At 29.9% G+C, this 12,751-nt stretch carries 12 protein-coding genes; 4 read left to right on the forward strand and 8 right to left on the reverse strand.

Annotation, left to right across the window (positions count from 1 at the left end; genetic code table 11):
* Positions 1-104 precede the first annotated feature (104 nt).
* Both Q0776_RS03825 and Q0776_RS03830 read left to right on the forward strand, forming a co-directional pair.
* Positions 105-1,451 carry a serine hydrolase gene (locus tag Q0776_RS03825; protein WP_298365203.1) on the forward strand — a complete coding sequence of 449 codons (1,347 nt, stop codon included), beginning with the start codon at positions 105-107 and terminating at the stop codon, positions 1,449-1,451.
* A 57-nt stretch (positions 1,452-1,508) separates the two neighbouring features.
* Positions 1,509-2,594: an OmpA family protein gene (locus Q0776_RS03830; protein ID WP_298365204.1), complete on the forward strand. Its 1,086-nt coding sequence runs from the start codon at positions 1,509-1,511 to the stop codon at positions 2,592-2,594.
* A 47-nt stretch (positions 2,595-2,641) separates the two neighbouring features.
* On the opposite strand, the gene sufD is transcribed toward Q0776_RS03830, so the two are convergent.
* Genes sufD through Q0776_RS03850 form a run of 4 tightly spaced genes read right to left on the reverse strand, consistent with a single transcriptional unit; the run spans position 2,642 to position 6,507 of the window.
* Positions 2,642-3,964, reverse strand: a complete 1,323-nt coding sequence (sufD, locus tag Q0776_RS03835) for a Fe-S cluster assembly protein SufD (RefSeq protein ID WP_298365206.1) — start codon at positions 3,962-3,964, stop codon at positions 2,642-2,644.
* A gap of 6 nt (positions 3,965-3,970) precedes the next feature.
* Positions 3,971-4,708 (reverse strand): Fe-S cluster assembly ATPase SufC, encoded by a 738-nt coding sequence (sufC, locus tag Q0776_RS03840; protein WP_298365208.1) that lies wholly within the window; start codon positions 4,706-4,708, stop codon positions 3,971-3,973.
* 11 nt (positions 4,709-4,719) lie between these two features.
* Positions 4,720-6,168: a Fe-S cluster assembly protein SufB gene (gene sufB / locus Q0776_RS03845; RefSeq protein ID WP_298365210.1), complete on the reverse strand. Its 1,449-nt coding sequence runs from the start codon at positions 6,166-6,168 to the stop codon at positions 4,720-4,722.
* A 9-nt stretch (positions 6,169-6,177) separates the two neighbouring features.
* A complete protein-coding gene (locus tag Q0776_RS03850) occupies positions 6,178-6,507 on the reverse strand; it encodes an iron-sulfur cluster assembly accessory protein (protein ID WP_298365212.1) in 330 nt (109 codons plus the stop codon).
* Between the two features lie 135 nt (positions 6,508-6,642).
* Here Q0776_RS03850 and thiL point away from each other — a divergent pair, with 135 nt between their 5' ends.
* A complete protein-coding gene (thiL, locus tag Q0776_RS03855; RefSeq protein WP_298365214.1) occupies positions 6,643-7,695 on the forward strand; it encodes a thiamine-phosphate kinase in 1,053 nt (350 codons plus the stop codon).
* Here thiL and Q0776_RS03860 read toward each other — a convergent pair.
* Genes Q0776_RS03860 through Q0776_RS03870 form a run of 3 tightly spaced genes read right to left on the reverse strand, consistent with a single transcriptional unit; the run spans position 7,692 to position 9,813 of the window.
* A complete protein-coding gene (locus tag Q0776_RS03860; RefSeq protein WP_298365216.1) occupies positions 7,692-8,345 on the reverse strand; it encodes a YiiX/YebB-like N1pC/P60 family cysteine hydrolase in 654 nt (217 codons plus the stop codon). The two genes, thiL and Q0776_RS03860, sit on opposite strands and share 4 nt — an antisense overlap.
* Complete coding sequence (locus tag Q0776_RS03865; RefSeq protein ID WP_298365217.1) at positions 8,342-9,124, reverse strand: alpha/beta fold hydrolase; 783 nt, start codon at positions 9,122-9,124, stop codon at positions 8,342-8,344. Before Q0776_RS03865 ends, Q0776_RS03860 begins: the two co-directional genes overlap by 4 nt.
* A gap of 32 nt (positions 9,125-9,156) precedes the next feature.
* Entirely contained in the window at positions 9,157-9,813 is a 657-nt protein-coding gene (locus Q0776_RS03870) for a hypothetical protein (RefSeq protein WP_298365218.1), read from the reverse strand.
* Between the two features lie 103 nt (positions 9,814-9,916).
* Here Q0776_RS03870 and Q0776_RS03875 point away from each other — a divergent pair, with 103 nt between their 5' ends.
* Positions 9,917-11,242: an aspartate kinase gene (locus tag Q0776_RS03875; RefSeq protein WP_298365219.1), complete on the forward strand. Its 1,326-nt coding sequence runs from the start codon at positions 9,917-9,919 to the stop codon at positions 11,240-11,242.
* A gap of 81 nt (positions 11,243-11,323) precedes the next feature.
* Here Q0776_RS03875 and Q0776_RS03880 read toward each other — a convergent pair whose 3' ends face one another.
* On the reverse strand, positions 11,324-12,616 hold the full coding sequence (locus Q0776_RS03880) for an aminopeptidase P family protein (RefSeq protein WP_298365221.1): 1,293 nt from the start codon (positions 12,614-12,616) through the stop codon (positions 11,324-11,326).
* Positions 12,617-12,751 lie beyond the last annotated feature (135 nt).

Below are 12,751 nucleotides of genomic sequence, written 5' to 3' on the forward strand. Positions count from 1 at the left end.
TTTATTTAACTATATGGTTTAACCAAATGGTTAACAAATGTAAAATCTTTTTTTGAACTGACAAAATAAATAGTAATTTTAGCCTAATATTTAATATAATTGAAATGAAAAAAATAGTAAAATTTGGGGTAATTCCTTTGCTGATAATTATTGTTGGAATTGTAATTTATAATTATCCCAGATTAAATATTATTACTGGTTTTTCAGCTAAAAGTGTCTGTTCTTGCACGTTTGAAGCAAATAGAAGTTTGGAATCTATTGAAAAAGGAGATAATGGTTTTAGCCCAATAAATACTGCAAAGAATGAAATTGATTACGAACACAAATCGGTAACATCATCAATTTTTGGATTGAAAAAAAGAACAGCTATCTACAAAGAAGGAATAGGGTGTGTTTTGGTTCCCGAAAATTTTAATGATGAAATTTTATTTAAGCCAAAACGTAAATTTAGTAATAATAAGCTTCCTTACCCCTATGGAAATCTTCCTCAAAAAGATACAATTTTCGGCAATATAAATTATAGATCCTTACAACAGGCTGTTGAAAATGCATTTGATAAAGCCGGTGATTCCATTAAGAAAACTAGAGCTGTTTTAGTGCTATATAAAGGGGTTATTGTTGGTGAAAAATATGCTGAAGATTTTTCAAAAGACTCAAAATTATTGGGTTGGTCTATGACTAAAAGCATTACAAGTGCTGTTTTGGGTGTTTTGGAAAAACAAGGTAAAATAAATATAAATCAAACCAATCTATTCCCTGAATGGGAACAGGATGAGCGTTCAAAAATTACTTTAAATAACTTATTGCAAATGAATAGTGGATTGGAATGGGTAGAAGATTACAATACCATTTCAGATGTTACTAAAATGTTGTTTTTAGAAAAAGATATGGGTAAGGTTCAATTGGAAAAATCTTTAATAAGTAAACCAAATAATAGTTGGAATTATTCTTCAGGGACTACCAATTTAATTTCGAAATTTATTAGAAATCAATTTAATTCACATCAGGATTATCTAGATTTTTGGTATAATGAATTAATTGATAAAATTGGAATGAATTCTATGCTAATTGAAACAGATGTATCTGGGAATTATATAGGTTCTAGTTATGGTTGGGCAACTGCACGCGATTGGGCTAAATTTGGATTGTTGTATTTAAACAATGGAAATTGGAATGGAGAAGAAATTTTATCTGAAAATTGGATAAATTATACTAAATCCCCTACAAATACTTCAAATGGAGAATATGGAGCGCAATTTTGGTTAAATGCAGGTGGTATTTATCCAAATGCGCCTAAAGATTTGTATTCGTGTAATGGCTACCAAGGGCAATATGTTTTTATTATTCCATCAAAAGAACTGGTTATTGTTCGTTTTGGTTTGGCAGAGAATCCGATTTTTAACACAGATAAATTTTTGAAAGAAGTATGCAACTCCGTTGCAACAAATTAAATATTTATTGTTTACAAAATATTTTATTCTTCTATATTAATTGTAAATTGCAATATCATGGGGAAAATAAAAGTATACTTACCTGCTTTTTCGCTTCTTGTTTTTATAGTTTCAAGTGTTGCACAAAATCATCAATTAGTGACGGTTACAGAAGTTATTTCTGGAAACGATACTAACAATGTTTTATTTAAAGCGCAATCAACCCAAATTCCCTCGTTGTCTTACATTAGAGCTCAAAAAGTTAAAGGTCCTCAAAATGGAATATTTACAATTCATGAAGATAATATAAGATATGTTTCGCTATCAAAAATAAAAGGTATTCCAAATAATTTAAGTAAAATTCGTTTTACCTTTTTGCAAACTGATGCTGTATCAGTAATTCCACCATCAAATTTTAGATTTATTATTAATGATATTGACGGGCCAAATAATGAGGCGCTGTCTACATATTGTAATGAATGTTTAGAGGCTATTGGTACTTCAGTTGAAACTAATTTAATTTTAAATATAAACCCTCCAACAATTGATGCGGTAGGTTCTTTAGAAGAGAACGAAGGTCCCACTAGCAGAGTTATGTTTGATTTTATAAATGTAACTTATGTCGAATTTGAAAATTATGCAAATGAAGGATATTTAAAAGATTTTGATTTAAATGATGATTACCCAATTGCTCAGCCAATTTACACAAAGTGTAAAAAAGTAGAGCAAATTGATTTTAAAGAAGATACTATCATATCTTGGTCTAAAGAAGTTTTAAATAAATCTAGAGGGGTTTTAAAAGTTAACACCAACCCAATTTATTTTAATAGAGATAAATTTGATATTAGAAACGATGCAGTTTTAGAGTTGACTAAAATACAATCTTTATTAAAAATGTATCCAAAACTTAAGATAGAAATAGGATCACATACAGATTCTAGGGAAAATGACGATTATAATTTAGAATTGTCTGAAAAAAGAACAAATTCGGTGCTGTCTTGGTTGTTTAATAAAGGTGTATCTCCAAATCAATTATCGGGAAAAGGTTATGGTGAAACAAAATTGGTAAACAATTGTTCAAACGGTGTAAATTGTTCGGAAGAAGCGCATCAATTAAATAGAAGAACGGAATTTGTTGTTTTAAACCCTGAAGTTATAAAATAAAAAAGCCACATTTTAAATGCGGCTTTTTTATTTTAAAGAATAATTAATTATAAATCAAATCCTAATTCTACACCTAAGTTTTGGGCAATAAGTTTAGTTATTTTAGATTTTAATTTTGGAATTTTAATTTTTTCTACAACATCATTTCCAAATGCAAATAACAATAACGCTTTGGCTTCTTTTTTAGGAATTCCTCTAGTTTGCATGTAAAATAAAGCACTTTCATCTAATTGCCCAATGGTACAACCGTGCGAACATTTTACATCATCAGCAAATATTTCTAATTGTGGTTTAGCATTAATTGTAGCTCCATCACTTATTAAAATATTATTATTTTGTTGAAAAGCATTGGTTTTTTGAGCTTCTTGTTGTACCATAACCTTTCCATTAAAAACACCAGTTGATTTATCATCGTAAATACCTTTGTAAAGCTCATGACTTTCGCAATTAGGATATTTATGATTTACTAACGTGTGGTTGTCTACGTGCTGCTTCTCGTTTAAAATAGAGATTCCATTTAGGTTAGAAGTAATATGTTCTCCTTCATGGTAAAATTCTAAATTATTTCGGATAATTTTTCCCCCAAAAGAATATGTATGCACTGAAGCTACACTTTGTTGCTTTTGAGAAACAAAAGTGCTGTCAATTAAAGATGAATTTTTAGTGTCATCTTGTATCTTATAAAAATCTACAATAGCTCTTTTATGAACGAAAATTTCTGTAACAGAATTAGTTAAAGTAGTATTTTTAGAAAGATTTTGATGACGCTCAATAATTTGTACATGTGAATTTTCACCTACAATTACTAAATTTCTAGGCTGAAGCATAACATTACTTTCATTACCTGTTGAAAAATTCAATATTTGAATTGGTTTTTGAACAATAGTATTTTTTGGGATATTAATAAAAGCACCTTCTTTAGTAAAAGCAGTATTTAAATCGGCTAAACTATTATTATCTTTTGCTATTGTATTAAAATAATTGTCAACAATCATTTTATATTTTGGACGAGATAAGGCCGAAGATAAAACACAAACATCACAATCATCATGTGTGGTATCTGAAAGAAACGAATTAAATACACCATCAATAAAAATTAATGTGTACGATTCAATATCATTCATTAAATACTCCTTAATATCCTTAAATCCAATAGATTTATCTGTTGAAGGAAATAAACCTAAATCTTTTTTTAGAATAGATCTTAAACTTGTATACTTCCACTCCTCATCTTTTTTTGTAGGAAATCCTTCCTTTTCAAAATTTTGCATTGCCTTTGAGCGTATTGAGTGTACATTTGAATCTAAGTCCAAACCACCTTTGTTTTCAAAAGCTAAAAATGAAGAAACTAATTTTTCTTTTAATTCCATAGTTTATTATTTCAACCAGTCGTAACCTTTTTCTTCTAATTCTAAAGCTAATTCTTTTCCTCCAGATTTTACAATTTTTCCATTATATAGAACATGTACATAATCGGGTACTATGTAATCTAACAAACGTTGGTAGTGTGTAATAACTAAAACAGCATTGTCTTTGTTTTTTAGTTTGTTTACTCCATTAGCCACAATTTTTAAAGCGTCAATATCTAATCCTGAATCTGTTTCATCTAAAATAGCTAATTTAGGTTCAAGCATTGCCATTTGAAAAATTTCATTACGTTTCTTTTCACCACCCGAAAAACCTTCGTTTAAAGAACGTGATAAAAACTTGCGATCAATTTCTAATAAATCTGCTTTTTCACGAATAAGTTTCAGCATTTCTTTTGCTGGAAGTTCTTCTAAGCCTTTAGCTTTTCTAGTTTCGTTAATGGCAGTTTTAATGAAATTTGTTACGGTAACACCTGGAATTTCAACAGGGTATTGAAAAGATAGAAAAACGCCTTTGTGTGCTCTTTCTTCTGGTGCTAAATCTTCTAAATCTTCATTATTTAAAAATACAGCTCCTTCCGTAACTTCATATTCTTCTTTTCCTGCAATTACTGCAGATAAAGTACTTTTTCCCGAACCGTTTGGTCCCATAATAGCATGAACTTCACCAGGTTTAATTTCAAGATTAATTCCTTTTAAAATCTCTTTATCGTTGATACTTGCGTGTAAATTTTTTACTTCTAACATTTTTATATTTTTTATCCTACGGACCCTTCTAAACTTATTTCTAATAATTTTTGTGCTTCAACAGCAAATTCCATTGGTAATTTATTTAGTACTTCTTTACTAAATCCATTTACAATAAGTGCAATTGCTTTTTCAGTATCAATACCTCTTTGATTACAATAAAATAACTGATCTTCACCAATTTTACTTGTAGTAGCTTCATGCTCAATTTGAGCAGTTTTATTTTTTGCTTCAATATATGGAAATGTATGTGCGCCACATTGATTACCCATTAGTAAAGAGTCACATTGAGAAAAATTACGTGCATTTTCTGCTCGTGCTCCTATATGAACTAAACCTCTATATGAGTTTTGCGATTTTCCTGCAGAAACACCTTTTGAAATAATGGTACTTTTGGTGTTTTTGCCTAAGTGTATCATTTTTGTTCCGGTATCTGCTTGTTGAAAGTGATTAGTTACTGCTATTGAATAAAATTCACCTACCGAGTTATCGCCTTTTAAAATACAACTTGGATATTTCCAAGTAACGGCACTTCCGGTTTCAACTTGTGTCCAAGAAATTTTTGCGTTTTTTTCGCATAAACCTCTTTTAGTTACAAAATTGTACACACCACCTTTTCCTTCAGCATCTCCAGGGAACCAGTTTTGTACAGTAGAATATTTAATTTCTGCATCATCTAATGCAATTAGTTCTACAACCGCTGCGTGTAATTGATTTTCATCACGAGCTGGAGCTGTACAACCTTCTAAGTAACTTACATAACTTCCTTTATCAGCAATTACAAGTGTACGTTCAAACTGTCCTGTTCCACCTTCATTTATTCTAAAATAAGTTGAAAGTTCCATTGGGCAAGTTACACCTTTTGGTATGTAACAGAAAGATCCATCTGAAAATACAGCTGAATTTAATGCAGCGTAAAAATTATCTGTTGTTGGAACAATAGTACCTAGATATTTTTTAACAAGTTCAGGATGTTCTTGAATTGCTTCAGAAATTGGCATAAAAATAATACCTTTTTCGTTTAATGTCTTTTTAAATGTTGTTGCAACTGAAACCGAATCTACAACAATATCTACCGCAACATTCGATAAACGTTTTTGTTCATCAATAGAAATTCCAAGTTTTTCAAAAGTTTTTAATAATTCAGGATCCACCTGGTCTAAACTATCTAATTTTGGTTTTTGAACTGGCGCTGAGTAATAGCTTATGTCTTGAAAATTTGGTTTTTCGTAATTAACATTTGCCCAATCTGGCTCTGTCATTTCTTTCCAAACTTTAAAAGCATTTAATCGCCATTCTGTCATCCATTCAGGTTCATTTTTCTTTTTTGAAATTGCTATTACAACTTCTTCATTTAAACCTACAGGAAACTTATCAGCCTCGATATCGGTGTAAAAACCGTATTCGTACTCTTTAGTTTCGAGTTCTTTTTTTAAATCGTCTTCAGTAAATTTATTCATTACAAATTTTTAAAGTGAAAAACTTTCGCCACATCCACAAGTGCGTTGAGCGTTAGGATTGTTAAATACAAATCCGGTTCCGTTTAATCCACCAGAATACTCTAATGTTGTGCCCACCAAATATAAAAAGCTTTTTTTGTCGACAATAATTTTTATGCCATTATCTTCAAAAACTTTATCATCATTTTGGTTTTCTTTGTCAAATTTTAAATCGTATGAAAGTCCAGAGCATCCGCCACTTTTTACCCCAACTCGCACAAAATCAACTTCTGGGTTAAACCCATCATCTTTCATAAGCTCAACTACTTTCTTTTTTGCTAGTTCCGAAACTTTTATCATAATTCCTTATATAGATTAATTCTAAATTAGTGCAAATATAGGACAAAAAACGAGTTTTTACACTAATTTAAGATGAATAATATTGATAGTGTCATTGATGTTACCTATTCAAAATTTATAATTTATCTTTGCAAAATGATAGAAGATAAGAACCAATCTCGTACAAGTATATCAGAATTAGGAGAATTCGGATTGATAAAACACTTAACTCAAAACTTTAAAATTCAGCAAAAATCTACATTAATTGGTGTTGGTGATGATGCTGCAGTTATTGATTTTAATGATAAAAAAGCATTGGTAACAACCGATTTATTAATTGAAGGTGTACATTTTGATTTAAGTTATATGCCTTTAAAACACTTGGGTTACAAGGCTGTTATGGTTAACTTATCGGATGTTTATGCTATGAATGGAACTGCGTCTCAGATTACGGTTTCTATTGCCGTATCAAATCGTTTTCCGCTGGAAGCAGTTGAAGAATTGTACGAGGGAATATATTTGGCTTGTAACGGTTATAATATTGATTTGGTTGGTGGAGACACAACTTCATCAGTAACCGGATTGGTAATTAGTATTACAGCTATTGGAGAAATAAATAATGATGATGTTGTAAAAAGAAATACGGCAAAACCTAATGATTTACTTGTTGTTTCGGGTGATTTAGGTGCGGCTTATTTAGGATTGCAAGTTTTGGAGCGCGAAAAGAAAGTTTTTGAAGTGAACCCAAACTCACAACCAGATTTAACTAATTATTCGTATTTAATTGAAAGACAATTAAAACCAGAAGCAAGAAAAGATATTGTTAAATTGTTGAAAGATTTGGATGTTAAACCAACATCAATGATTGATATTTCGGACGGTCTTTCTTCTGAAATTTTACACATTTGCTCGCAATCTAAAGTTGGATGCGATTTGTATGAAGAAAAAATTCCTTTAGATCCTCAGGTTATTTCAACTTGTGAAGAGTTTGAATTAAATAGCACAACTATTGCATTAAGTGGAGGTGAAGATTATGAATTGTTGTTTACAATTTCTCAAGAAGATTTTCCAAAAATTAAAGCAAATCCACATTTAACCGTTATTGGCCATATAACAGATGAATCTTTTGGTGCAAATTTAGTTACAAGAGCTGGGCAAAAAATTGAACTTACCGCTCAAGGTTGGAATCCTTTGAAAAACGAATCTTAATTTAAATGTTTCTTTCTATAATAATCATATAACAAAGTAATATTTGACGAAACTGACATGCCATTTGGGTTTAAACCAAGCTCGCCTTCGGGTATAGTATGGTTTAATTCTTTATAATAATTATCCCAAAATTCTAATGTTTTATTAGTTTTAGGATCTTTAAAAGTCATTGGATTTAATTGAAAAGGATTTGTTTCTGAGTTAATTTTATGAAACATTACATAAAGTAATTCGGAGCAATAATAATTATCATCACCAATAATATAAATTTTGTCGTAAGGCAAACCAACTAACGTTTTTCCATATTCAATAGCAGGTTTAATAAGATGTTTATATTGCGTATTTAATTCTGCCGCAACAACTTTGGATTTGCCATTTATTTGGTTTCTATTTAAAAATGTTTCAATAGAAGTTAATTGAACGCCTGTAGTAATAGCTTCTAAAACTTTTAATTCATTGGAATCTTTAACCACAATTCCAACATGAGTAAAATTGTAATTTAGGTTTGTTTTTGTTACTTTTTTTATAGCATCATCAATATTTTCTTTATCTAGATCTTGAAAAAGTATGTCGCCTTCTTTTAATTTAAATTTATTTATGTTACAAGATATAAACAATAAACACAAGAGAAGAAGGGATAAAATTTTCAAAAACATTGTTTTCCAAATTTTAAAAGCGTTTGAATAAGATCGTTTTTATTCTCAATATAACTCATATGCCCGTCTGGAAATTCAACAATCTGCACAGGTGTATTTTTGGTTTGATTTATTAATGTAGTATATTCTAATGCTGGATCTTGTTTACCAATTATCAATAAAATTGGGAATTGTGCATTTTTTAATATTGAAGTTTGATCTTTTCTAATTTTCATTCCTTCCAAAGCAGCAACAATACCTTGTGGTGAAATTTGTAAAGCTTGGTTGGTTATGTCCTTAATTTGTTCAGTAAAAATTGTTCTGTTTTTTTCCGAAAAAAGCATTGGAATTGCAATTCGAATAAATGTTTTATGATTTTGTTTTACAGCAATTACACCGCGATCTCTGTTTTTCTTTTTCTCTTCCGAATCTGGTAATGCAGTTGAGTTCATTAAACATAAACCTTTTATGTTTGAAGGAAAAAGTTTTGAAAAACTTAAAGCAATATAGCCACCCATACTGTGTCCAACAAGAATATATTTGCGCAATCTTAAGCTATCTAAAACTGCTTTTACCATTTTTGCTTGGTCTTCCATTGTATGAATGTATCCAAGGCTTTCAGTTTTTCCATGACCCAATAAATCAATGCAAATAACCCTATAATTTTTTGAAAGAATGCTCACTGTGGAGTTCCACATTGTTTTGTTTTCGAGAAAACCATGTAATAATACAATGGAACTTCCTTTTCCAGTTTCAGAAAAATAAACTTTTATGTTTTTATGAAATATAGGCATATCTCAATTTTAAAAAATAGAAAATATTTTGTTTAGTTTTTTAAACCTTTTATTGCTGAAAAAGCCTTGTCAACAACATCTTCTTCTACTAATATTGTAAATTCATTGGTTGTAGAAACTACTTCGTATAATGAAATTCCTTCCCAAGCTAAACGCTTAAAAAATTGATAATATAAACCGGCAATTTTAGTGTTGTCTTTTGGTAAGCCAATTGTTATAGCCGATAAATGATCTTGTACGGCTGTACAAACTTCATTTTTATAAAATTCTTCAATTTTTTCTTTTAAAGCTGTAGTTATTAAAACATTACTCTCATGAACACCGCGTGTAAAAGTGTAAAAAATATGAGAATCATCTTTAATAATTTCTAAAGTTTTTAAATGAGCTTGAATTAAAGTTGGTGAATTTTTAAACGTGTAATCAGATAAATCCGATCGAACTGTAATATCTCCTAAATTTTGAAGAGCTTTATTCAATTTAATTTTATTAGCCATTTCTTTTGGCGGGCTATATCGTCTCAAAGCCATCATTATGGCTCCAGATTTTACAGGTTTACGTAACATTTTAGATATAGGATCTCTAAGTTCTTCAGCTAAAGCACTATAATTTAAAATATTTCGTGTTAAAGCATCTTCTAAAAAAGGTTGGGAAACTAAAATTTCTTCTACACAAGTGGCTATTGTTCTCATCTATGTTAAATAGTTAACAGTTTGTGCAAAATTAGTTTATAATTTTTAAATATGCACGCAAAGTTTAAAATCATTTTAAATTTGTAGTTCTAAAATTAAGAAAATGAAAGTTTTAAAATTCGGTGGAACATCGGTTGGTTCAATAGAAAATATTAAGCGTGTTAAAGAGATTATTACTGATGGAGACAAAAAAATAGTTGTTTTATCGGCAATGTCAGGTACAACAAATGCATTGGTCGAAGTTTCTGAAAATATAAAAGAAGCTTTAGTTGATGAGGCTTTAAAAAACATAGACACTTTATATGCCAAATATCAGGTTGTAATTGATGAATTATTTGAAGCTTCTGAATTAAAGCAAGAAGTAAGTAATTATATTGATCAGGTTTTTGATTATTTAAAATCTTTAACTTCTGAAAAACACAATGAATTTTTATATAATAAAATTGTTTCTCAGGGAGAATTAATGTCTACATATATGTTTACAAAATACCTAAATCAAGAAGGAGTTAATGCACGTTTGCTTCCAGCTTTAGGATTTATGCGTATTGACAAATCTAACGATCCAGACGATTTTTATATCAAACAAAATTTACAACGTATTATAGATGAAGCTTTACCAGCAGATATTTACATTACTCAAGGTTTTATTTGTTTAGATGCTTACGGAAATGTTGCCAATTTACAACGTGGAGGTAGTGATTATACGGCTACAATTATAGGTGCAGTTGTTGAAGCTGATGAAGTTGAAATTTGGACGGATATTGACGGAATGCATAATAATGACCCGAGATTTGTTGAAAATACTCACGCAATTTCAAATTTAAGTTTTGATGAAGCTGCTGAGTTAGCTTATTTTGGAGCTAAAATTTTGCATCCACAAACGGTAATGCCTGCGCGCGAAGCAAACATTCCTGTTCGTTTAAAAAACACTATGGATCCAGAATCGTATGGAACATTAATTTCTCAAGAAACAGAAGGAGATGGAATTAAAGCGATAGCGGCAAAAGATGGTATTACTGCAATTAAAATTAAATCTGCAAGAATGCTTCAAGCTCATGGATTTTTGAAAAAAGTATTTGAAATTTTCGAAAAATATGAAACTTCAATAGACATGATTACTACCTCAGAGATTGCAGTATCATTAACTATTGATGATGCTTCAAATTTAGATTCAATTACTGAAGAATTGGAGAAATTCTCAACTGTTGAGGTTGATAGTAAACAAACGATTATTTGTTTAGCAGGTCATTCAATAGTTAAACATGCAGATACGCATAGATTATTTGAAGTATTGAAAGATATTTCGGTAAGGATGATATCTTATGGAGGAAGTAATAATAATATATCATTATTGGTAAATACCGACGACAAAATTACTGCCTTAAAAAAGTTAAACACATATGTGTTTGATACGGCAGTTTCAAAATAAGTTTTACGAATAAATTTATTGGTTAAAAAAAAACCTCGAATTACTTAATTCGAGGTTTTTTTATGTAATGTATTTTGTAGATTAACTATTCATTAAATCTTCAATTTCTTCAACTTCAATAGGAATATTTCTCATTAAGTTAAACGGTTCTCCTTTTTCTTGAATAACAACATCGTCTTCTATTCTTATTCCCATATTTTCATCTGGAATATAAATTCCAGGTTCAACTGTAAAAACCATATTAGCCTTCATAGGAGTTTTTAACGCTCCATAATCGTGCGTATCCAAACCTAAATGATGGGAAGTACCATGCATAAAGTATTTTTTGTATGCTGGCCAATTAGGATCTTCATTTTTAATATCATTTTTATCAATCAATCCTAAACCTAACAGTTCCGATGTCATTAGTTTACCAACTTCTTTGTGGTACTCTCCCCAAAGAGTTCCTGGAGTTAGCATTTTTGTAGCTTCATTTTTAACTCTTAAAACTGCATTATAAACTGCTTTTTGACGGTCAGAAAAACGTCCATTAACTGGAATAGTTCTAGTCATATCACTTGAGTAATTTGCATACTCGGCGCCCACATCCATTAACAACATATCTCCGTCTTTACACATTTTGTTATTTTCAATATAATGCAAAACACAAGCGCTATACCCAGAAGCAATAATTGGTGTATATGCAAAACCTTTTGAGCGAGCTCTTAAAAATTCGTGCATATATTCAGCCTCTAATTCATATTCCATAATGCCAGGTTTTACAAAAGGCAATATTCTACGAAATCCTTTATTAGTAATTTCACAGGCAGTTTGCATTTGTTCAATTTCTTCAGGTTCTTTTACACCTCTAATAGCTTGCATTATTTGCCCACTTTTTTCCCATTTGTGAGCAGGAAAATCTTTTTTACATTTTTTAATAAATCTATCTTCTCGTGTTTCAATTTTAACAGCTTGTCTATAATGTTCATTTGTATTAAAATAAACTGTTTCGGCTTCAGTCATTAAATCATAAAAAACTTTATCAAATTCTGATAACCAATAAATTGTTTTAATTCCAGACACTTCGGCTCCTTCTTTTTTTGAATATTTTGCTCCGTACCAAATTGCAATATGTTCGTTTGTTTCAGTTAAAAACAATATTTCTCTATGATTTGGATCAATTGCATCAGGAAAAAGTACTAAAATGCTTTCTTCTTGATCAGCGCCACTTAAATAAAACAAATCACGACTTTGTTCAAAAGGCATTGTGCTATCTGCGCCAGTTGTAAAAGTGTCGTTAGAATTAAAAACTGCTATTGATTTTGGTTTCATTTGAGCTGTGAATTTTGCTCTGTTTTTTATAAAAAGTTGATTATTTATGGGAGCGTATTTCATTTTTAAATGTTTTTTAGGTTATAAAAGTCTTAATTATTTAAAATAAAAAGGATTCATTTTTCATTATTAATAAATAATGGAAATAATTAGTAACAAAGTTATAAATTTGTTCGGACTGAAACCTTAAAAATTCAA

It is taken from the genome of uncultured Lutibacter sp., from assembly GCF_947495725.1.
GTDB lineage: Bacteria > Bacteroidota > Bacteroidia > Flavobacteriales > Flavobacteriaceae > Lutibacter.

Coding starts and splice junctions, on each gene's coding strand:
- Q0776_RS03875 (WP_298365219.1), top strand. CDS start 9,917: ATGAAAGTTTTAAAATTCGGTGGAACATCGGTTGGTTCAATAGAAAAT.
- sufB (WP_298365210.1), bottom strand. CDS start 6,168: ATGAATAAATTTACTGAAGACGATTTAAAAAAAGAACTCGAAACTAAA.
- sufC (WP_298365208.1), bottom strand. CDS start 4,708: ATGTTAGAAGTAAAAAATTTACACGCAAGTATCAACGATAAAGAGATT.
- Q0776_RS03870 (WP_298365218.1), bottom strand. CDS start 9,813: ATGAGAACAATAGCCACTTGTGTAGAAGAAATTTTAGTTTCCCAACCT.
- Q0776_RS03865 (WP_298365217.1), bottom strand. CDS start 9,124: ATGCCTATATTTCATAAAAACATAAAAGTTTATTTTTCTGAAACTGGA.
- Q0776_RS03880 (WP_298365221.1), bottom strand. CDS start 12,616: ATGAAATACGCTCCCATAAATAATCAACTTTTTATAAAAAACAGAGCA.
- Q0776_RS03850 (WP_298365212.1), bottom strand. CDS start 6,507: ATGATAAAAGTTTCGGAACTAGCAAAAAAGAAAGTAGTTGAGCTTATG.
- Q0776_RS03830 (WP_298365204.1), top strand. CDS start 1,509: ATGGGGAAAATAAAAGTATACTTACCTGCTTTTTCGCTTCTTGTTTTT.
- sufD (WP_298365206.1), bottom strand. CDS start 3,964: ATGGAATTAAAAGAAAAATTAGTTTCTTCATTTTTAGCTTTTGAAAAC.
- Q0776_RS03825 (WP_298365203.1), top strand. CDS start 105: ATGAAAAAAATAGTAAAATTTGGGGTAATTCCTTTGCTGATAATTATT.
- thiL (WP_298365214.1), top strand. CDS start 6,643: ATGATAGAAGATAAGAACCAATCTCGTACAAGTATATCAGAATTAGGA.